This is a genomic window from Glutamicibacter bergerei (assembly GCF_054495185.1).
The window spans coordinates 2,124,677-2,144,885 of sequence record NZ_CM137131.1 but is presented as its reverse complement, the minus strand read 5'-3'; the positions used below and the strand labels follow the sequence as shown (position 1 = coordinate 2,144,885).

The window sequence follows — 20,209 nt, the reverse complement described above, 5'->3', positions numbered from 1 at the left end:
GGGCGCCAGCCACATTCTCACTTTCTAGCCTAGTACCGAAGTGCTAACAATCGTGTGGGGTGCGACATTCTTCTCCATCTTCGAGCCCTCGCCAAGGTAAACTGGCCGATGGGCCGCAGGTAGTAGACCCAATTCATCACCCGCACGTCGAACTGAAGGACACCACCGAACGTATGGCCAAGATCATTCACCTGACACAGACCACACCGAACCTCTCGGTCGATGAACTGTTGGCCGGCTTCCACCCGTCCTACCGTTTTGGTGAGGTGTCCTTTAACACCTACCGTCCGGACCCTAACCAGCCTTCTCAGGCCGAAGCGGTCAGCAAACTGAGCAACTTCGCGCAAACAGTGGGTAAAAACAACGGTGGTGGGCTGTTCTCCAAGCTCTTCGGGAAAAAAACCACTGCCAAAAACGGCATGTACCTCGACGGCGGCTTTGGTGTGGGCAAAACCCACCTGCTCGCCTCGCTGTGGCACGCTAGCCCGGGCCCTAAAGCCTTCGGCACCTTCGTGGAATACACCAACCTGGTCGGCGCCCTGTCTTTCCGTCGCACCGTAGAGGTGCTCAGCGAATACAAGCTGGTCTGCATCGACGAGTTTGAGCTCGACGATCCAGGAGACACCGTGCTGATGTCTCGGCTGATGCGCGAACTCTCCGACGCCGGAGTAAAACTGGCGGCGACCTCCAATACGCTTCCTGGCGCACTCGGCGAGGGCCGCTTCGCCGCCGTGGATTTCCAACGTGAAATCAAAACCCTCTCGGAGCAGTTTGACGTGCACCGCGTGGACGGTGTCGACTTCCGCCACCGTGGCCTGCCCGACGCACCGCAGCCGTTGGATGATTCGGCCATCGAGGACTTTGCCACCGAGCGTTACCCAGAGGCAACCCTGGCGGTTGATGACTTCGCTGAACTAGTGGCTCACCTGCACAAGGTCCACCCATCGCGCTACCGCCAGCTACTGGCGGAAACGGATGCGCTGGTCTTGCACAACGTGGACACCATCACCGATCAGTCGATCGCCTTGCGTTTTGTGGTCCTCGCTGACCGCTTATATGACAAGGACGTGCCGATCGTGGCCTCCGGCAAGCCATTTAGCGAGTTGTTCACCGCAGAAATGATGGCCGGCGGTTACCAGAAGAAGTACTACCGCGCCGTCTCTCGTTTGACCGCTCTAGCCCGTGAGGGGCAGGTTGGCGAGCCCGCGCTCTAAGCACAGCTGAGTTTCAAGAATTTTCCTACTTCATCGTCGAGCGCCACGCTCGACGATGAAGTGCGTTAACAGCCCGGCCAGCAGCGCCCAAAATGCACCGCCAACCCCCAGCAACGTGACATTACCGGCGGCTACCAGCACCGTCACCAACGCACTCAAACGCCATTGCACATCGTGCATCGCACCGAGTAATGACTGCGTGAGGGTGGCCAAAAGAGCCAATCCTGCCGCTGCCTGGAACAACCCTGCCGGCGATGCGCTCGCCACAGAAACAATTAGCGCGCTAAACACCGCGAAGAAGAGATAGAAGCCTCCAGAACTTACCGCCGCGCGCCAGCGCTTAGACGGATCCACTCCCGCTTCGGGCCCGGAGGCCAAGGCCGCGGTAATCGCCGCCAAGTTGATCGCATGCCCACCAAAAAACGCGCTCACACCAGTTCCAGCACCGGTGAGCAACATTGAGGAACGCCACGGCACGGTGTACCCGAAGGATTTGGCCACCGCCACCCCCGGGATATTCTGCGAAGCCATGGTCACGATAACCAACGGCACGCTAATGCTCACAATCGCCGCCCAAGAAAATTCCGGGCTTACCCACTCCAGAGTCGGAAGCAGTTCCAATTTCGCCCACGCATTTGTCCCGGCAATATGCCACAGCCCAAAGCACACCGCCGCCAGCATGCTCAGGACTACCGCAAATTTAGGCAAAAATCTGAGTCCGAGGAGAAACACCAGTAGGATGCCGAACGCGGGGACCGGTATCGTACTAAGCGCGGTGAGTGGTTTCAGGCACAGCGGAAGCAATACGCCTGCGAGCATTCCCTGAGCGATCGGCACCGGAATGTGAGTCAGTAAGCGCTGTAAAAAGGGGAGTAGGCCGGTTGCCATGATCAGCACCCCGCCCACGATGAATGCACCGACTGCCTGCTCGAAGCTAAATGCGCCAGGAGCCAGTGCCGCGAGCATTGCAGCGCCCGGCGTAGACCAAGAAATAGTTAGCGGTATGCGATGTCTTAATGACAGTACGATGCTGCACAGCCCCACGCCCAGGGAGAGGATCAGTAATCCGGATGCGGCCTGACTCTCGGTCGCACCGACCTGGAAAAGCCCCGCAAGTACCACGGCAAAGGATGCGATGAATCCGACCATTGTGGTCACTAGGCCAGCGATGATCGCTTGAGCCAAGCCATTGACGTGAGTATCGGTGCGTTCGGTCATAGGGACATTCTGTCAGGTCAGGCACGAAATGAAGTTATTCGTTATTAAAGCAAGAAAGGTACCAACAGTCTGTCGGTACCTTTCCAGGATGCTTGGTCAAGGCCGAAGCACGAACAATAGGGGATTAGCCCTCGTTGTTCTGTCCTTCGTTTTGCTCAGCGTTGCCGCCAAGTCCGCCAAGGAAGTCGTTAGCACCCTGCTGGGCACCGTCGACCTGTCCTTCGAACTTGCCGCCGGTCTTGTCATCGACAAAATTGCCGACATTCTCAATACCTTCTGAGACCTGATCCGGGTTCTGCTTTGCGAATTCCTCTGCCTTGCCACGCAGATCATCAAATCCTGCCATGCTGCACCTCCATTCGACTGTGGGAACCCTTTTAGCTCCACAACTGTTGTCCACCCTAAAACGAATTCCGCCTGCATGGAAGAGTCTGGGAATTCCCGGGCGTGTTGGTGCTGTGACCTTAAACAAAAAAGAGAATCACTTGGAGTGATTCTCTTTTTTGTTTTGGAGCGGTCAACGAGGTTCGAACTCGCGACCTCAACCTTGGCAAGGTTGCGCTCTACCAGCTGAGCTATGACCGCATGAATACTAGTTTTCACTAATATTCAGTGCGCGATACTGGGATCGAACCAGTGACCTCTTCCGTGTCAGGGAAGCGCGCTACCGCTGCGCCAATCGCGCCGAAGGATTCCGAAGAATCTCGACAGAAAACAAAGTAAACTCTGATTTCTCAGAGCGGACAACGAGGTTCGAACTCGCGACCTCAACCTTGGCAAGGTTGCGCTCTACCAGCTGAGCTATGTCCGCATTTGTGAATCTTGATCCGAAAATCAAAAGTCCGTGCGCGATACTGGGATCGAACCAGTGACCTCTTCCGTGTCAGGGAAGCGCGCTACCGCTGCGCCAATCGCGCAAAAAGAATAACTAACCTCTTTGCGAGGTGGGGACGGGATTCGAACCCGCGTAAACGGCTTTGCAGGCCGCTGCCTCGCCTCTCGGCCACCCCACCATACTCGGCCGAGGCCGAGCTGACTAATTTTACTTAGTCGATGTTTCTTTCTGCGAGCGGACAACGAGGTTCGAACTCGCGACCTCAACCTTGGCAAGGTTGCGCTCTACCAGCTGAGCTATGTCCGCAAAAAGTGCTTGTTTTCGCGCCGTTTCCGTTCGCTCCAACGAGTAAAAACTCTATACGAGTTTCCGCAGGCTTCCAAATCGAGGGCGTGAGATCTGGTTCACAAAGCCTAAAACCCGCGGAACTACGCGGAATATTCATGAATCTCGTTCGGACTAGGAGCAAAGCGTCCACAGGCCGTGCCATGATCGTGTGCATGACGTCACCAAAACTTGCTATTCAAACCGAATTGGGTCGAATGTACAGCCGTCAAGTGGGAGGGGAAGCCACCGTCCCTTCGATCACCACGGTCATCGGTATGGACAAAATGGATCTCTCCGGATGGGCCGGCTATCTGGCAGCCAAGACCCTGTCTGAAGATCAACGTTTGTCCGAGGCGTTGTCGCAACCGAGCAAAATGCGTTCATTGGTGCGTGAATCTGCCGCGGCCGCCGAACGCTTCCGGGACTCGGCTGCCGCTCGCGGGGATCGGGTGCATAACTACGCCGAACACTACGCATTGCGTGCCTTAGGAGAACCCGAGCAACTGGAGAAGGCGTACGCCGAACTGGAAGCCAATAACGAACTGGGCTTTGCGACACACTTTGAAAAATGGTGGGAACAGTATCAGGTGCAACCATTAGCCACCGAGGTGACGGTGTGGAATCACAGTGTCGGCTACGCGGGAACCATCGACCTGGTGGCCCGAATTGGCGGCAAGGTGTGCTTGGTGGATTACAAAACCAAGGCCATGGATCGTGAGGGGTTCGTGAAAACCCCGGATGACAAAGTCATCATGCAACTTGCGGCGGCCGCCAAGGCCGAGGAGCAAGTGCTCGACGCTGAAGCCGGCACCTGGCAGGTTTGGCCTCATGGCACCGATTCGATGCTGCTGGCGGTCGCGCTAGGGGAGGGCGGGAGTCGAACTTTTATGGCTCCGGTTCAGGCGCTCCCCGATTATTGGTCGAAGTTTTACGCACTGCGCCGCAACTGGGAAGCGCAGTTCAAGATTGCCCAAGCTCGTGCCTCACTGGTGGAAATCACGCCGCCGCCTCAGGACCAGTCGCCTGCGGCACCGTAGACTGGTGTAGTTAGTGTTGGTGCGCCCGACACTGACACTTCGCACAGCACTACTAAGGGAGCCACACGTACTATGGCGATTTTGGGAATTCGGATCATCGGTGATCCCGTTCTACGCACACCAGCGCAGGAGGTGACCGAGTTTGGGCCGGAAATCCAGAAGCTGGTCGACGACATGGATCAAACCATGGAAAACGTTGACGGTGCGGGCTTGGCGGCCCCTCAGGTAGGTGTTTCGCTGCGCGTTTTCACGTACCAAATCGGTGCCGAACGTGGCCATATCATCAACCCGGTACTTGAACTGAGCGAAGACTTTCAGGCAGACGAAAACGAAGGTTGCCTGTCCATTCCAGGGATATCCGCACCGGTTGCCCGCCGGCGCCACGTGGTAGCTACCGGCTTCGATAAGTTCGGAAAACCGGTTCGTATTGAGGGCGAAGGCATGCTTTCCCGGTGCGTGCAGCATGAAACCGATCACCTCGACGGGGTGCTGTTCTTGGATCGACTGGCCCCGGATGAGAAGAAAGCTGCCTGGCGCACACTGCGTGCCAGCAACTATGAGCAGATGACCACCGCTACCGTGGCGCAACGCGCAGGATTCCTCGGATCCAGCTTCGGCGCCGGACTGGGGAACTAACCATGCGCATCCTCTTTGCTGGAACTCCGCAGGTTGCGGTCACCTCACTGAACTACCTAAATGACGCGGGTTTTGAGATTGCCGCGGTGCTCACCCGCCCGGATGCCCCGCTAGGACGCAAGCGCGTCATGACTGCCTCCCCGGTGGCCGCGCGCGCCGCGGAACTAGGGTTGGAAACCATCAAGTCGAATAAAATCGATGCGCAGGTGACGGCCCAATTGGCGGAGCTGAACCTCGACGCGGCAGCCATTGTCGCCTTCGGCGGGTTGGTTCCCCAAGCCGCGCTGAACGTTCCTACCCACGGCTGGATCAACCTGCACTTTTCCTTATTGCCCCAGTGGCGTGGTGCTGCACCGGTGCAGCACTCGATCATTCACGGCGACGACATCACCGGAGCGGTCACCTTCCAGTTGGAAGCTGGGTTGGATACCGGGCCAGTCTTTGGTCAGGTCACCGAGCGTATTGGTGAGCTAGATACCGCCGGAATCATGCTGGAGCGGCTGAGCATTTCCGGCTCAATGTTATTGGTGCAAACTCTGCAGGCAATCGATTCGGGCCAAGCGCTAGCGGTTGCACAAAGCGGGTCTCACACCTATGCACCAAAAATTCTCGACGGTGACGCGCAACTAGATTTCACTCGCACCGCCACCGAGATTCGCCGCCGCGCCCACGGCACGAGCCCCTTCCCGGGTCCTTGGGCTACCGCCGACGGGTCCAGATACAAGTTTGGACCGCTTAGTGAACGCCGCGAGCGCACCGATCTGGCACCGGGCGTTGTGCATATTGAGCCGGGCAAGCACCCCCAAGTGTTTATCGGCACCGCCACCTGGGCGTTGGAACTGTCAACTATCCAGCCTCCAGGTAAAAAAATGATGAACGCCTCCGACTGGGCTCGCGGAATCTTGACCCAGGGAACGAAAGTGAGCTTCGCATGAGCGAACACGATCGACACAACGAACCTCGACGCAACGAAGCCGGTCGTACCCGCAACCGCGGGCAGGGGGACCGCCCTCGCCAGTACAGCCAGTCGGCCCCTGGGCAGCGTAAACGCGCCGCCGATCCGGCTCGACTAGTCGCTTTTAAAGTGTTGCGCGAGGTCTCCGCCAAGGACGCCTACGCCAACCTGGTATTGCCCAAGATGATTCGTGAGCATCAGCTCGAAAAGCGCGACGCCGGTTTTGCCACCGAGCTTGCTTATGGTGCGCTGCGCTCACAAGGTTTTTACGACGCGATCCTATCCACCTTGGTGGACCGGCCACTGTCCGAGCTTGACCCGGCGATCCTCGACGCACTGCGTCTGGGCGCCCACCAGTTGCTGGCGATGCGCGTGCCAAAACACGCGGCGTTAGATGAAACCGTGTCGTTGGCTCGCGCGCAGATTGGTGCTGGCCCCTCGGGACTCATCAACGCGGTCCTGCGCAAGGTCAGCCTGCAGGAGCCCGAACAGTGGGTCGCACAGCTGACCGCGGCTACTACCAGCGAGTCAGAAAAACTGTCCATCGAGCACTCGCACCCGGACTGGATCGTGCGTGCACTACGCGGCGCATTGATCGCGCACGGCCGCGAGGCCACCGAACTTTCCGCGTTGCTCGAAGCAGACAACCTCGCCCCGGTAGTCAACTTGGTCGCTCTGCCCGGTCTGGGCACCGTGGATGCGGCGCTGGAAGCTGGCGCCGAGCCGGGCACCCTGGTGGTGGATTCGGCGACCTATAAGCATGGCGATGTGGCCCGCGTGCCAGGCGTGCGTGAGGGAACCATCCGCGTGCAGGACGCCGGCAGCCAGCTGGTAGCCCGCGCGCTGGCCAACGTTGAGTTGCCGGTGCCAGGCGAAGATACCTACTGGCTCGATCTCTGCGCAGGTCCCGGCGGCAAGGCGGCGTTACTTGGTGCACTAGCCGTACAGCGCGACGCCAGACTAACCGCAAATGAGCCTACCGAACACCGTGCCCGACTGGTTGAACAGTCCATGTCCGCGGTGCCCGGAGACTTCTGGATGGTCACCACCAAGGACGGCCGCGACTACGGTACCGAAGAATTCGCCGGAGACTATGACCGCATCATGGTCGACGCACCCTGCTCCGGGCTTGGTTCGCTTCGCCGCCGGCCAGAATCTCGCTGGCGCAAACAGCCTCGTGACATTCCGGAGCTGACCAGCTTGCAAGGAGAACTGCTCAGCGCCGCGTTCAGCGCGGTGCGCGTGGGCGGGGTCATCGGGTTTGTCACCTGTTCACCGCATATGGCAGAAACTCGTCTGGTGGTCGAGGATTTCCTCAAATCCCAGCCGAACGCCACACTGCTAGATACCGGTGCCGCGGTCAACGCCGTTGCCCTCGAAGGTTTCCCCGCCAGCGGTCACGAACTTGCCGGTGGCAGCACCGCGCAGCTGTGGCCACATGTGCACGGTACCGATGCCATGTTCATGGCGATCATCACCAAAACCGCATAGTTCGCGACCTATTTCCCAGCGCCCCACCCAAGGAGCACCGATGAGTCACCCGCGCATTAACCCGTCGATCCTATCCGCAGACTTCGCCAACCTCGCCAGCGAGCTGGACCGTATCCACACCGCAGACGCCGTCCACGTGGATGTGATGGACAACCATTTTGTGCCAAATCTGACCCTCGGGCTTCCCGTGGTGGATTCGCTGCAAAAGGTTAGCAAGCTGCCGATCGATGTGCACTTGATGATCGAAAACGCCGATCGCTGGGCCCCGGAATATGCGCAACTCGGCGTGGATTCGGTGACTTTTCATGCCGAGGCCTCCGCCGCGCCGATCCGTTTGGCCCGCGAATTGTCTGCCGCCGGGTCCAAGGCGGCGATGGCCTTGCGTCCGGCCACCCCGATCGAACCGTACTTGGACATGCTCGGTGAGTTGGACATGATCTTGTTGATGACCGTTGAACCGGGTTTTGGCGGACAGAAGTTCCTGGACCTGGTGCTGCCGAAAATTAGGCGCACCGCGAAGGCTATCGCCGGCACCGGAAAGCCGATCGCCCTGCAGGTGGACGGGGGCATCTCCCGGGACACGATCCTGCGCGCCGCCGAGGCCGGCGCCGACGTATTTGTGGCGGGTTCAGCGGTGTATTCGGCACCCGAACCGGCCGCAGAAATTGACGCATTACGAAACCTTGCGCGCATCACCCACTAGGATGTGTCAGACTAGGTGTTAATAAACACGAATACGTGCTCCGGGGTCGGTGTAAGTCCGAACCGGCGGTGATAGTCCGCGACCCGCTTCCAAGGCCACAAGCTAAGGTAAGCGGTTGAGCCGGTGAAATTCCGGTACCGACAGTTAAAGTCTGGATGGGAGAAGCACGGATTTGATTTGCCGTTGGCGTTGCTGACCGGACCGCTCTTTTGAGCCGTTCGAGCACCACGTCTAGGCCATCAAATGCACACCCCCGGAGCCGCCGCTTCGAGAAGGGTGAATGATGGATATTCTGCGGTGGCTCATTGAAGCTTTTAACTCACAAATTGCGATCGGTACCTCGGCACTTTTGGTGCGTGAGGTCGTCGGCAATATTTTTGGTCTAGCCAGCGCGCTAGGCGGCATGCGCCGTAAAATCTGGGCCTGGCCCGTAGGCATTATCGGCAACCTCTTACTGCTCACGGTCTTTTTGGGCAGCATTTTTGACACCGGCTACACCGCCAACCTCTGGGGTCAGGCAGGCCGGCAAATCATGTTCATCGCCGTGTCCTTCTACGGATGGGTGCGCTGGAAGCAAGCCCGCGATGAAAACGGTGCGGGCCACGCGGTCACCCCACAATGGGCATCAAATAGGGCCCGAGTCTCTCTGGTTGCGATCCTCATTGTCGGCACCGTGGCGCTGACTCCACTCTTTAGGGCACTAGGCTCCTACGACCCGGTCTGGGCCGACGCCTGGACCTTCGTCGGTTCGCTGCTGGCCACCTATGGCATGGCCAAGGGCTGGGTAGAATTCTGGCTGATCTGGGTCGCGGTGGACGCGGTCGGCGTCCCCTTGCTCTTCTCCGCCGGCTACTACGCCAGCGCCTTCATGTACCTGTTCTACGGTGGTTTCACCATCGTTGGCTTCTTCGTCTGGATGAAGGCTAAAAGGAACGAAAAACCGGCGATCGAAACCGAAATGCTCGATCCGACGATCAGGGGGAAACAGTCATGATCGAAACCACAGACCTGGACCAGGCACTGCGCACCGCACTGGAAGCTGCGACGCGTGGCGCCCGCGGGGCCAACCCACTAGTTGGCGCGTGCGTGCTAGACGGGGCGGGACGTGTGATCGCCACCGGTTTCCACCTGGGCGCCGGCAACCCGCATGCGGAGATTGACGCGCTGCGCCGTTTAGGCCGGATGGATCGTGACCAAGCGGCGGAGCTGACCATGGTGGTCACCTTGGAACCGTGCAACCACACCGGACGCACCGGTCCGTGCGCTCAGGCTATCGCCAACGCCGGCATCGGACATGTGCACTACGCGATGAGTGATGACACCAGCGCTGCCAGTGGCGGCGCGCAGTTCCTGCGTTCGCGCGGTGTGCAGGTGACACAGAGCGAAAATAATCAGCCGGCCTGGGAACTAAATCACCGCTGGTTCCGCGCCAAGGCAGAAAATCGCCCCTTCATCACCGTGAAGACCGCACAATCCCTGGACGGGCGGATCAACGCGCCCGACGGCAGCAGCCAATGGATTACCTCCGATGCCTCGCGCAACCACTCGCACGGGCTACGCGCCCGAGTAGACGCGATCGTTGTCGGTACCAATACGGTGATAGCCGACGATCCGCGGTTGACCGCACGCACCGCCGCCGGGGGACTGCACGAGCATCAGCCTTACCGCTTTGTGATGGGGCACCGCGAACTGCCAGAAAACCTCGCCTTAGCCTATGACAACAACTGGGAACAGCTGCGCACTCACGAGGTCTCCGTGCTCATCGAGCGCGCCACCGAGTTGGGCTTTAATCACCTGCTCATCGAGGGCGGTTCGATCATCGCCTCGGCCTTCATCGAAGCCGACCTGGCAGATGAAATTTACTGCTACCAGGCCCCGGTGATCATCGGTGCGGGCAGTACCTCGGTGAATATCGCCTCGGTGACCACCCTGTCCCAAGCCCGGCATTTTAGGCTCGACGCCCACCAGTCTGACGCACTGACCAGGCTGGATGCCGACGTGATGATGCATCTTGAACCGTTGCCGCAGCGCGTCGCCCAAACTTTTTAGAAGGAAACCACACCATGTTTACCGGAATTATCACCGGCACCGGAACGGTACTGGCAATCACAAACCACCCCGAGCAAGACCTCGCCGTACTGACCCTCAAAGCTCCCGGGCACGCCGAAGACCTCGGACTCGGTGGCTCCCTGGCGGTCAACGGCGTCTGCCTGACCGCCACCGAATTAGACGGCGACACCGTCAGTGTGGACGTGATGGGTGAAACCCTGCGTCGCACCAGCACCGGAGCACTGCATCCTCAGTCGGTCGTTAACCTAGAGCGCTGCACCCCTGCGGGCGCCAGACTCGACGGGCACGTCGTACAGGGCCACGTCGACGCTGTCGGCACCGTACTGGCCCGCGAGGATCACGGACAGTGGACCACCTTCCGCATCTCGGTACCCGATGACTACGCACCGCTCACCGCAGAAAAGGGCTCCATCGCACTGGATGGCATCTCGCTGACGATCACCGCGGTGTCCCCAGCCAGCGCCACCGGCGCACACTGGGTGGAGGTCGGCATCATTCCGATCACCCTGCAGGAAACGACCATGGGCACCCGCCAAGCCGGCGACGCCATCAACATCGAGGTAGACGTGCTGGCCAAGTACGTGGCACGGCTGAACGAGTTTGGAGGCCGAATCTAATGGCCGGCAAAGAACTTGATTCGATCCCTACCGCATTAGCCGCGCTAGCCGCCGGTGGCGCGGTAGTAGTAGTGGACGACGAAGACCGCGAAAACGAAGGTGACATCATCTTCGCCGCACAATTTGCCACTCCAGAGCTGATGGGTTTCACCATTCGTTACACCTCCGGGGTCATTTGTGTGCCACTGGACGCTGCCCGCGCCGATCAGCTCGGTCTGGCCCCCATGGTCGGTATCAATCAGGATTCCAAGGGCACCGCCTTCACCGTGTCCTGCGATGCCGCCAGCGGGATCAGCACCGGAATTTCGGCCGCTGACCGGGCGCTGACCTCACGCCTTTTGGCCGATCCTGACACTGTGGCGGCTCAGCTATCGAGGCCAGGGCATATTTTCCCGTTGCGCGCCGCAGCCAACGGCGTGCTCGAACGCCGCGGACACACCGAAGCAGCCGTGGACCTGTGCCGCGGTGCGGGCTTAGCACCAGTGGGTGTGATCGGAGAAATCGTCAACGATGACGGTTCGATGATGCGCCTCGATGAGCTGCGCGTCTTCGCCGCCGAGCACCAATTACCGCTGATCAGCATCGAGGATTTGGCTCGCTGGCGTCGGGTCAACGATGAAATCGCGTTGACCGAAGCGGTAAAGTTGCCCACCCCCTTTGGTATCTTCAGCGCACGGGCCGCCTCTGTGGAAGGGCATGAACACATTGTGCTCAGCCACCCGGCCCCCACCTTGGACGGACCGACTAACCTGGTGCGGATTCACTCCGAATGCCTCACCGGCGACGTATTTGGGTCCTACCGTTGTGATTGTGGCGAGCAGCTTCACGAGGCACTTCAGCAGATTGCCGCTGAGGGCGGACACCTGGTGTACGTACGTGGGCACGAAGGCCGCGGCATCGGGCTATTTAACAAGCTGCGCACCTACGCGCTGCAAGAAACGGGTGTTGATACGCTCGACGCAAACCTGCACCTAGGCTTCCCGGCAGATGCCCGCGAATACTTCGCGGTCGCCGCCATCCTCAAGCACCTGGGTATCGACGAGATCCGCTTGCTGACTAACAATCCCGATAAGCAGGCACAGCTCATCCAAGCCGGCGTGCACGTCACCGAGCTGGTCCCCAGCCGCATCGCCCCGCGCAGCGAAAACGAAAGCTACCTGCGCACCAAACAGCAGCGCTTCGGCCACGACCTGCAATTGCCGCACACTAAAACCAGCTTCTAACCCAGCTGCAAACCAAGATTTTCAAGGAGAACCCCATGAGCAAACACGGAGCCCCGAGCAACGTCGCCGATGAACTTACGGCACTTGACCTCTCCGGAGTTAAAGTCGCGATCGTTGCCGCCAGCTGGCATGAGGTCATCATGAACGGTCTGATCGACGGCGCACAGCGTGCCGCTCGCGACGCTGGCATTGTGCCCACGCTGGTCCGTGTACCGGGCACCTTCGAACTACCGGTGGCAGCCAGCCATCTGGCACAGAGCTACGATGCGGTGGTCGCGCTCGGCGTGGTCATCCGCGGCGGAACCCCACACTTCGATTACGTCTGCCTGGCTGCAACCAACGGGCTCACCGACGTTTCGGTAAATACCCGCACCCCGGTGGGCTTCGGCGTGCTCACCTGCGATGACGAAAAGCAGGCGCTAGACCGTGCAGGTTTGGAAGGCTCCAGCGAAGATAAAGGCTACGAGGCCTTCTCCGCTGCTGTGATGACCGTCGCAGCACTACGCTGAAATACGGTTTTGGCGTCACAAAGCGAGCTAGAAGTTCGGGCGTCGGCTGGAAAACCGATAAGCTGGTGCACGTGAAAACTTTTGACGAGCTCTTCAGCGAATTGTCGCTCAAGGCCCAAACCCGCCCGGAAGGCTCTCGTACCATCGCCGAACTCGATTCGGGTGTCCACGGCATCGGCAAGAAAGTTGTCGAGGAAGCCGCCGAAGTATGGATGGCCGCAGAGTACGAAAGTGACGAAGAAACAGCGGAAGAAATCTCCCAGCTGCTCTACCACTTGCAGGTTTTGATGATTGCCAAGGGTCTAACCTTGGCCGACGTTTACAAGCATCTCTAGCCGTCGCGCTGCTGCGACCGGGTTTTTGAACTCGGTCGTAGGCATCGCCCGGCGGCAGTAACAACGGCCAATTAATCCCTTGGCGCTTGTTTTTGGCATCTCGCCGCAGCGCCACACTCATGAAACGAGTAAATAAATGCTACGCGTAGCCCTGCCCAACAAAGGCGCACTGTCCGAAATCGCTTCCACCATGTTCAAGGAAGCCGGTTACCTCCAGCGACGCGACACCCGCGAACTGGTGCTCGTTGATGAGGATAATCAGGTTGAGTTTTTCTACCTGCGCCCCCGCGACATCGCCGTTTATGTCGGCCGCGGCATCCTAGACATTGGAATCACCGGTCGCGATCTATATCTAGACGCCGATGTAGACGACGATGTGGAGGAGCAGCTCTCGCTCGGAATCGGCAAATCGGCCTTCCGCTTTGCCGCCCCGGTGGGCGCCTTCAATTCCATTGAGGAACTTAACGGCAAGCGTATCGCCACCAGCTACGACATTCTGCTCGATCACTTCCTGAAGAAGAACGGTATTAACGCCAGCGTGGTCCGCCTGGATGGTGCCGTGGAATCCTCGGTGCGCCTTGGCGTAGCCGACGCCATCGCCGATGTTGTCGAAACCGGCAACACCATCAAGGCTGCCGGGATGGAGATCTTTGGCGACGTGCTTCTCCAGTCCGAAGCCGTGCTCATCGGCCGAGTCGGACACAAGCCAGCCGGCCTTGACGTGCTGATTCGCCGCCTCTCTGGTGTGCTTGTTGCACGCCAGTACGTGATGCTGGACTACGACATTCGTCGCACACAGGTCGAAGAGGCTTGCGCGCTGACCCCTGGCTTAGAGTCACCTACGGTCTCTGACCTAGCGAACTCCGACTGGTGCGCGGTGCGCGCGATGGTCAAAAAATCGCAGACCAATAACATCATGGACGAGCTGTACGACGTCGGCGCCCGCGCGATTCTGGTCAGCCAGATCCACGCTTGCCGCATCTAGCCACGCCAACTCAGGAGAAACAGCTCATGACCGTAGCAATCCGTGTCATTCCCTGCCTAGACGTTGACGCCGGCCGGGTAGTTAAAGGCATCAATTTTGAGGGTCTGCGTGACGCCGGTGACCCGGTGGAACTCGCCCGTCGGTACAACCTGGCCGGAGCCGACGAACTAACATTCCTCGACGTCACCGCATCCAGCTCCGATCGCGAAACAACTTTTGAAGTTGTACGACATACTGCGGAAGAAGTTTTCATTCCGTTGACCGTTGGCGGGGGAGTACGCGCCGCAGAAGATGTAGATCGTCTGCTGCGCAACGGTGCCGATAAGGCCTCGATCAACACCGCAGCGGTGGCTCGCCCTGAGGTCATCAACGAAATTACCGAACGTTTCGGCTCGCAGGTATTGGTTCTGTCGCTCGATGCACGTCGTACCGATGATCCAAACATCGCTTCCGGCTACGAGGTCACCACTCATGGTGGCCGCAAAGGCACCGGTATGTGCGCGGTGGCTTGGGCCAAAGATGCGGCAGAGCGCGGCGTCGGTGAGATTTTGTTGAACTCGATCGATGCCGATGGGACCAAGGACGGGTTCGATCTGGAAATGATTCGTGCCGTGCGTGCCGCGGTGAAGGTTCCACTGATCGCTTCCGGCGGCGCGGGTAAGCCCGAAGACTTCCCGCCTGCGATCGAAGCTGGAGCGGACGCGGTATTGGCTGCCTCGATCTTCCACTTCGGCCCAACCGACATGATCGCCAAGGTCAAGGATAAGATTCGCGAAGCCGGTTATCCGGTCCGCTAATAGGTGCTTCTAAGATGGGTCAGTTTTCCGTGAACTGGCCCATTTTTTATACGCTGATCATTGTTGCTGTTGACCAACTAGTCTCGTGCGATGAGTTCTTTCTTGGTTCTCCAGACATCGATTTCAATTGGGTCGCTAGGCACCGCAGCTTGGCCTGGGATTGACTGCCAGGGGCCGCCATCAACACTAAATTCGCCTCGGAACAATGTCGTGAGACCGACACTGTAAGTGCCGGTTTCCTTGTAGGAATGGCTTGTTGGTGTCTCGTCGCGGAGCGTATGGTTTGGAGCCGGCTCACCGGGGAAATCTAGATTCCTCGTAGTCCCATCGCCGTACTGCCAATTCCACCCGTCAGGAATTGCTTTCACTCTTACTGGTTCACCATTCATACTTATATTGAAATTTTGGCGCACAGCATCGGCCCAGAAATGTGAGTTTCCATTGCGAAGAGAGAACTTTTCGGGATCACTTTTAACCTTGGAAGCTAGAATCGGTAAACTTCGAAATTTCGAAGGACTGATTATGACTTGTTCTTGGCGCAACTCAGCGTCGGGAATATTTGGCGGGGTTTCCTCTCCCGGACAGAGCCCGTGGGTGATTATCTGTTCACCTTTTCGCGGCCCTTCTATGAAACGAATGATACGCGTGTATGGAGAAGAGCCGTCTTCGCACAAAATAGCGTCAGGGTTTTGGTGACACCCACGCATATGCTCAATGCCAACAGAGCAGGGGTTGAGATATTGGATTTCGTACAGCGGTTTTGGTGGATTTTTATCTCGCTTACGTTCATCATTATTGTCGTTGTAAAAACGATCCTTCTCAGGGAGAGTCTCGCGACATTCTCTCTTTTTTGTTTCTCCATGGTCCTCTATGAATTCAATTACTTCCTTACAATCACTGAGAGCGAGGTCTTGCTGGAATCCAGTGAAGTACGGTGTGGTAACCATTGCCATTAAGAGCAGGACTTTTAGCATTGGAGATCACTTCGAAAAATCTACTTGAGACATCATCCAAGCTTTATCCCACTGGAGAGTCGCGATCCCCAAAGCTTCCTTTTTCCTTGCAGGGCTGTTAGCAACTTCTAGCGCAGGCGCTGAATAAACTGCTACTTCGTCTGTTCTCGTACCGAACTCGACTAGGGCCTCATCATCAGAGGTTAGCTTTACCCCGTAAACATTGGTTCGGTACTCTCCATCAACTTGCCAGTATTTCTTTTTTGCGTGGCTCTGGATTGGATCGATAAAGTTATCGCCGCATATACGACAAGTCCGGTTCGTAATCGCGATCAAATCGTCGACTGAGTAGGTTTCCAACGAGTAGTTCATCACGTCAAAGTAGTACTTGACGAAAGCGATTGCGCCTTCCTCATTGTGTTCCTTAGCAAGCTTTGGCATTTCAGGCTTTGGAACATTCTTTGCGGGACCTTTAGCCGTCGCAGGCTGATACTTGGGCTTCGTCGGAGATGGCGATGGTGTCGGCGAGGGGGATTGTTCAACCGAGGGTGAAGCCGATTCTGGAGGCTGCGGTGGAGAAGCGCCACCGGTGCAGGCAGTAACCGTCAACGCACAGGCCAAAAGGATCGATTGTGCCATTGCATTTTTCCGAGTGTTCATCAGAACTCTCCGAGCATGTCGAGGATAGCGTGTGAGCGTTAGCCTAGACCCATTGCGCGGCTATTGGGAGAGTTAAACCGAAACCTGTGGATAGCGAAAGTTAGACCTTCGGCTAGGGAAAGTGCCCATCGGAGTTAAAGCGAAGGGTGATATCCGCGGATAATTTGCAACGCGCTCTCGCCAGCTTCGAAGGTGACTAGGGCTTCCGAGGTGCGACCCGAGGCATACATGGTCAACTCGGTCACCGGACCATTGACCGAAACCGCGTTAGGTGCTTTCTTCGCCACATGACGCTGCCCATCAGGGCGGCAAAGAATGATTCCGACCGGAGCCTTGCGGAAAAAGTAACGCGAGGTTTTGAGCAGTGACTGCCACAACAGCTCGGTGTATTCCTTGTCCAGTACGCGCGGGGCCCACTGACTGCGTGCGCGTCGAACATCTTCGGTGTGAATGAAAAACTCGTTCAGGTTCAGCGCCTTATCAAGTTTCTCGAATGCGAACGGAGAATAACTTTTGGGCCCAGAACGGAAACGTCGCACCAGAGCAGCGTAGCGTTCGGGGGTTTGCGATTCATCGGCGAGCTCTTGCAGGCGCGCTTCAAGTTTCGAAGCAACGGGCTTGAGCACAACGCCAGCGCTGAGCAATGAATTTTCGCGGAGAACGAGGTGCGCGGCGAGGTGCCGAGTCTGCCAACCGGCGCACAGGGTATCGGCGGTGGGGCCTGCAGCGAGCAGGGTCTCGGCCAACGCTAAACGGGAAGCTTGAACTAGGTGCATCACCTCTGAAACTAGCACGTGCAGCAGGTTCTTGCGCGTTCTATACGGCGGGTGTCGCCCAACGGTTAACTTTGGCTTCTAGCGGTGCGTCATGCTCGGGCACATGGTCGGTGAAACCCAGTATGCTAAAGGGGATGTCTACTTCGCATAGTGGCTCGAATTCGAGCTCCGAAACAGAAAAACTTGACCCGCAGATCGCGCAAAAATTAAAGCGCGATGCCAATGGGCTCTTCGCCGCGATCGTGCAGCAGCATGATACCGGGATGGTGCTCATGCTTGGCTGGATGGACGACGAGGCATTGCGCCGAACTCTATCTAGTGGTCGCGTCACCTTCTACTCGCGCTCGCGGCAGGAATATTGGCGCAAGGGCGATACCTCCGGGCACGCGCAGTATCTGAAGTCTGCCGCGCTGGATTGTGATGGCGACGCGCTGCTGCTCACGGTTGATCAGGTGGGAGCCGCTTGCCATACGGGCACACAATCCTGCTTCACCGATCGTGAGCTGCCGGCCACCATCGGCCACCGCCCGAGCTAGTTCTGCGCCGGTAGTACGGTCGCGCCCGGGCCGATTTCGGGCGGCATCACCAGGTTTAAGCGTTGAAAAGAAGTTGAATGAAAACCCTAGGCAAGATTTCCCCGTCCCGCGAAGCCTTTTTGGCCATGGCACCTACCCGCCGCGTCATTCCGGTCACCATTTCGGTGCTGGCGGATTCGCTGACTCCGATCGGTTTGTACCGTTCCTTGGCCGGCGGACGCCCGGGCACCTTCTTGATGGAGTCTGCCGCCCCCGGCGGGGTGTGGAGCCGCTACTCCTTCGTGGGGGTGAACTCTCCGGCGACGCTCAGCACCCGCGGCGGCGAAGCGTATTGGCAGGGGCACGTGCCCGAGGGGTTGCCCACCGGCGGGGTGAGTGTCGAGGTTTTGCGCGACACCGTGCGCGCGCTACACACCGAACCGATCCCGGGGATGCCGCCCTTGACCGGCGGCATGGTCGGCTTCATCGGCTGGGAATGCGTCCGGCACTGGGAGCATCTGCCCAATCCGCCGATCGATGACCTGAACATCCCGGAACTGAGCATGAACCTGGTCGCCGATATGGCCGCCCACGATGCGACCGAGGGGACCGTGACGCTGATTGCCAACGCGATCAACTTTGACGGCAGCGCGCAACGTGTGGAGCAGGCCTATGACGGTGCGGTGGCTCGGCTTCAGGTGATGCTCGATCAGCTGGGCAGCCCACTAGAAACGACCGCCACCACCTTGCAGGGTACCGATGTGCCCCGCGAAAAATTGATGGAAGAGGTCACTCATTCCTGGGCGGAAAACGAGTACCTGGACGCGCTCGCCAAATCAAAAGAGGCGATCGTGGATGGGGAAGTCTTCCAGATCGTCGTTTCGCGGCGCTTTGAACTTCAGACGCAGGCCGATGCGTTGGACGTCTACCGGGTGTTGCGGGCGACGAACCCGAGCCCGTACATGTACCTGTTTAACTTTGAAAACGAGGATGGCGAGGCGTTCCAGATCGTCGGTTCATCCCCGGAAGCGCTGGTCACGGTCAACGACTCCCACGTGGTCACGCACCCGATCGCCGGATCCCGGCCACGCGGGGCAAACTACGAGGAAGACCAGCTGTATGAAAAGTCTTTGCTGGCCGATGAGAAGGAACGCGCCGAGCACCTGATGCTGGTGGATCTCTCACGCAATGACCTGTCCCGTGTCTGCCAGGCCGGCACCGTGGAGGTCACCCAGTTTATGGAGGTCGAACGCTTCAGCCACATCATGCACCTGGTCTCCAATGTGGTCGGTAAGGCGCGTGCGGACGTCGACGCCTACGACGTGCTCGCCTCCACCTTCCCAGCCGGCACCCTGTCCGGGGCTCCCAAACCACGCGCCCTGCAGCTGCTCGATCAGTACGAGCCGTACCGCCGGGGGGTGTACGGTGGCGTGGTGGGTTATCTGGACTTCGCCGGCGACATGGATATGGCCATCGCGATCCGTTCCGCATTGCTCAAAGACGGCCGCGCCTATGTGCAGGCCGGAGGCGGCATCGTGAACGATTCGAATTTCGCCGATGAGGCGCTAGAAACCGTGAATAAGGCCGCGGCTCCGCTGCGTGCGGTATATGCCGCCGCGACGATGCGCCAAGCCCAAACCGAAATTGGTGAAAGCAAGTGAACAAACACCTATCTGCCCGCAATACCGCGCTGCTTGGAATGCTCGGTGCGTTGCTGGGCCTCTGGACCGCGACGCGCACCTGGATTACCGTCGACGTGGAATCGGGTACCGTGCAGGTCCCGCAAATTATCGTTGATGGGTCCACCGCCGCAGCCTCGGTCACCGCCGTCTGTGTGGCGGTGCTGGCCGGAGCGCTGGCGCTGCTGATCGCCGGAAAGATCGCCCGCTATGTCATCGGGGTCATCACCGTGCTGGCCGGTGCCTCGGTGATCACCTCCGGAATCAGCGCCTTGGCTAACCCGCAGGCGGCGGCGGCCAGTGCCGTGGCCGAGGCCACCGGGCTGACCACTAGCGCCGGAGAATATGCGGTGTCCGTGTGGCCCACGATCACCGTGCTGGCCGGGGTGATCATCGTGCTCCAAGGCCTGCTAGTACTGGTGATCAGCGGGCGCTGGAAGAAGAGCTCGAAGTACGACCGGAAGGTCAGTACCGCCGGGCAGCCGCCGGCGGATGCACAATCGCGTGGCATTTCCGATTGGGAGCAGTTGTCCAAGGGGGAGGACCCCACCACTGGCGAACGCTAAGTGATGCCCAACACCTGCTTGAAATGAAGCGCCGTGGAATAGGCCAACTGCGCGGGCAAGTGGCAGAATAGTATTCGAAGACCAAAGCGCTGACCGTCTCACGCGGAC

At 58.8% G+C, this 20,209-nt stretch carries 22 protein-coding genes, 6 tRNA genes and 1 riboswitch; of the genes, 17 read left to right on the top strand and 11 right to left on the bottom strand.

The genetic code is table 11. The annotated features are described in order from the left end of the window. The first annotated feature begins 173 nt into the window (after nt 1–173). Complete coding sequence (zapE, locus tag ACX5K5_RS09935) at nt 174–1,214, top strand: cell division protein ZapE (RefSeq protein WP_096253835.1); 1,041 nt, start codon at nt 174–176, stop codon at nt 1,212–1,214. Between the two features lie 30 nt (nt 1,215–1,244). On the opposite strand, the gene ACX5K5_RS09930 is transcribed toward zapE, so the two are convergent. The 8 genes from ACX5K5_RS09930 to ACX5K5_RS09895 all read right to left on the bottom strand — a co-directional run bounded on the left by ACX5K5_RS09930 (nt 1,245) and on the right by ACX5K5_RS09895 (nt 3,573). Beyond that, nucleotides 1,245–2,432: a benzoate/H(+) symporter BenE family transporter gene (locus ACX5K5_RS09930; protein WP_443437852.1), complete on the bottom strand. Its 1,188-nt coding sequence runs from the start codon at nt 2,430–2,432 to the stop codon at nt 1,245–1,247. A 124-nt stretch (nt 2,433–2,556) separates the two neighbouring features. Continuing rightward, nucleotides 2,557–2,778, bottom strand: a complete 222-nt coding sequence (locus ACX5K5_RS09925; protein ID WP_096253833.1) for an antitoxin — start codon at nt 2,776–2,778, stop codon at nt 2,557–2,559. A 163-nt stretch (nt 2,779–2,941) separates the two neighbouring features. Further along, nucleotides 2,942–3,017, bottom strand: a tRNA-Gly gene (locus ACX5K5_RS09920). A gap of 28 nt (nt 3,018–3,045) precedes the next feature. Further along, nucleotides 3,046–3,117 (bottom strand) — tRNA-Val (locus ACX5K5_RS09915). 53 nt (nt 3,118–3,170) lie between these two features. Further along, a tRNA-Gly gene (locus ACX5K5_RS09910) sits at nt 3,171–3,243 on the bottom strand. A 34-nt stretch (nt 3,244–3,277) separates the two neighbouring features. Beyond that, nucleotides 3,278–3,349, bottom strand: a tRNA-Val gene (locus ACX5K5_RS09905). A gap of 25 nt (nt 3,350–3,374) precedes the next feature. After that, nucleotides 3,375–3,445: transfer RNA gene (locus ACX5K5_RS09900), tRNA-Cys, on the bottom strand. 55 nt (nt 3,446–3,500) lie between these two features. Then, a tRNA-Gly gene (locus ACX5K5_RS09895) sits at nt 3,501–3,573 on the bottom strand. A 194-nt stretch (nt 3,574–3,767) separates the two neighbouring features. Here ACX5K5_RS09895 and ACX5K5_RS09890 point away from each other — a divergent pair. The 13 genes from ACX5K5_RS09890 to hisF all read left to right on the top strand — a co-directional run bounded on the left by ACX5K5_RS09890 (nt 3,768) and on the right by hisF (nt 14,952). Further along, complete coding sequence (locus ACX5K5_RS09890; RefSeq protein WP_459174350.1) at nt 3,768–4,631, top strand: cytochrome; 864 nt, start codon at nt 3,768–3,770, stop codon at nt 4,629–4,631. 72 nt (nt 4,632–4,703) lie between these two features. After that, complete coding sequence (gene def, locus ACX5K5_RS09885) at nt 4,704–5,267, top strand: peptide deformylase (RefSeq protein WP_096253831.1); 564 nt, start codon at nt 4,704–4,706, stop codon at nt 5,265–5,267. A gap of 2 nt (nt 5,268–5,269) precedes the next feature. Further along, on the top strand, nt 5,270–6,202 hold the full coding sequence (locus tag ACX5K5_RS09880; RefSeq protein WP_188685789.1) for a methionyl-tRNA formyltransferase: 933 nt from the start codon (nt 5,270–5,272) through the stop codon (nt 6,200–6,202). Further along, a complete protein-coding gene (locus ACX5K5_RS09875; protein WP_096253829.1) occupies nt 6,199–7,713 on the top strand; it encodes an RsmB/NOP family class I SAM-dependent RNA methyltransferase in 1,515 nt (504 codons plus the stop codon). Before ACX5K5_RS09880 ends, ACX5K5_RS09875 begins: the two co-directional genes overlap by 4 nt. A 40-nt stretch (nt 7,714–7,753) precedes the next feature. After that, the gene (rpe, locus tag ACX5K5_RS09870; protein WP_096253828.1) at nt 7,754–8,416 is read left to right on the top strand and encodes a ribulose-phosphate 3-epimerase; all 663 of its coding nucleotides are present in this window, start codon (nt 7,754–7,756) and stop codon (nt 8,414–8,416) included. 32 nt (nt 8,417–8,448) lie between these two features. Further along, a riboswitch (FMN riboswitch) is annotated at nt 8,449–8,587 on the top strand. A gap of 112 nt (nt 8,588–8,699) precedes the next feature. Further along, entirely contained in the window at nt 8,700–9,410 is a 711-nt protein-coding gene (gene pnuC / locus ACX5K5_RS09865; RefSeq protein WP_096253852.1) for a nicotinamide riboside transporter PnuC, read from the top strand. Continuing rightward, a complete protein-coding gene (gene ribD, locus ACX5K5_RS09860) occupies nt 9,407–10,465 on the top strand; it encodes a bifunctional diaminohydroxyphosphoribosylaminopyrimidine deaminase/5-amino-6-(5-phosphoribosylamino)uracil reductase RibD (RefSeq protein WP_096253827.1) in 1,059 nt (352 codons plus the stop codon). Before pnuC ends, ribD begins: the two co-directional genes overlap by 4 nt. Before the next feature lie 14 nt (nt 10,466–10,479). Then, nucleotides 10,480–11,103 carry a riboflavin synthase gene (locus ACX5K5_RS09855; RefSeq protein ID WP_096253826.1) on the top strand — a complete coding sequence of 208 codons (624 nt, stop codon included), beginning with the start codon at nt 10,480–10,482 and terminating at the stop codon, nt 11,101–11,103. Further along, a complete protein-coding gene (gene ribB, locus ACX5K5_RS09850; protein WP_459174349.1) occupies nt 11,103–12,326 on the top strand; it encodes a 3,4-dihydroxy-2-butanone-4-phosphate synthase in 1,224 nt (407 codons plus the stop codon). The genes ACX5K5_RS09855 and ribB overlap by 1 nt, the downstream gene beginning before the upstream one ends. Nucleotides 12,327–12,361: 35 nt before the next feature. Continuing rightward, nucleotides 12,362–12,835 carry a 6,7-dimethyl-8-ribityllumazine synthase gene (gene ribH, locus ACX5K5_RS09845; protein WP_096253824.1) on the top strand — a complete coding sequence of 158 codons (474 nt, stop codon included), beginning with the start codon at nt 12,362–12,364 and terminating at the stop codon, nt 12,833–12,835. Between the two features lie 71 nt (nt 12,836–12,906). Further along, the gene (locus ACX5K5_RS09840) at nt 12,907–13,170 is read left to right on the top strand and encodes a phosphoribosyl-ATP diphosphatase (protein WP_096253851.1); all 264 of its coding nucleotides are present in this window, start codon (nt 12,907–12,909) and stop codon (nt 13,168–13,170) included. 136 nt (nt 13,171–13,306) lie between these two features. Next, nucleotides 13,307–14,155 (top strand): ATP phosphoribosyltransferase, encoded by an 849-nt coding sequence (hisG, locus tag ACX5K5_RS09835; RefSeq protein ID WP_188685790.1) that lies wholly within the window; start codon nt 13,307–13,309, stop codon nt 14,153–14,155. 26 nt (nt 14,156–14,181) lie between these two features. Beyond that, entirely contained in the window at nt 14,182–14,952 is a 771-nt protein-coding gene (hisF, locus tag ACX5K5_RS09830) for an imidazole glycerol phosphate synthase subunit HisF (RefSeq protein ID WP_096253822.1), read from the top strand. Between the two features lie 77 nt (nt 14,953–15,029). Here hisF and ACX5K5_RS09825 read toward each other — a convergent pair whose 3' ends face one another. From ACX5K5_RS09825 to ACX5K5_RS09815, 3 genes are all read right to left on the bottom strand, one after another. Further along, a complete protein-coding gene (locus ACX5K5_RS09825) occupies nt 15,030–15,926 on the bottom strand; it encodes a hypothetical protein (protein ID WP_459174348.1) in 897 nt (298 codons plus the stop codon). Between the two features lie 6 nt (nt 15,927–15,932). Further along, nucleotides 15,933–16,544, bottom strand: coding sequence for a DUF6318 family protein (locus tag ACX5K5_RS09820; RefSeq protein WP_443446589.1), 612 nt, complete (start codon nt 16,542–16,544; stop codon nt 15,933–15,935). A 155-nt stretch (nt 16,545–16,699) separates the two neighbouring features. After that, nucleotides 16,700–17,359 carry a TIGR03085 family metal-binding protein gene (locus ACX5K5_RS09815; protein ID WP_443459961.1) on the bottom strand — a complete coding sequence of 220 codons (660 nt, stop codon included), beginning with the start codon at nt 17,357–17,359 and terminating at the stop codon, nt 16,700–16,702. Between the two features lie 116 nt (nt 17,360–17,475). Between ACX5K5_RS09815 and hisI the strand changes: the two genes are divergently transcribed. From hisI to ACX5K5_RS09800, 3 genes are all read left to right on the top strand, one after another. After that, nucleotides 17,476–17,877: a phosphoribosyl-AMP cyclohydrolase gene (gene hisI / locus ACX5K5_RS09810; protein ID WP_188685798.1), complete on the top strand. Its 402-nt coding sequence runs from the start codon at nt 17,476–17,478 to the stop codon at nt 17,875–17,877. A 77-nt stretch (nt 17,878–17,954) separates the two neighbouring features. Continuing rightward, nucleotides 17,955–19,517, top strand: coding sequence for an anthranilate synthase component I (locus ACX5K5_RS09805; RefSeq protein WP_346059251.1), 1,563 nt, complete (start codon nt 17,955–17,957; stop codon nt 19,515–19,517). Beyond that, a complete protein-coding gene (locus ACX5K5_RS09800; RefSeq protein WP_459174347.1) occupies nt 19,514–20,101 on the top strand; it encodes a Trp biosynthesis-associated membrane protein in 588 nt (195 codons plus the stop codon). The genes ACX5K5_RS09805 and ACX5K5_RS09800 overlap by 4 nt, the downstream gene beginning before the upstream one ends. The last annotated feature ends 108 nt before the right edge of the window (nt 20,102–20,209 follow it).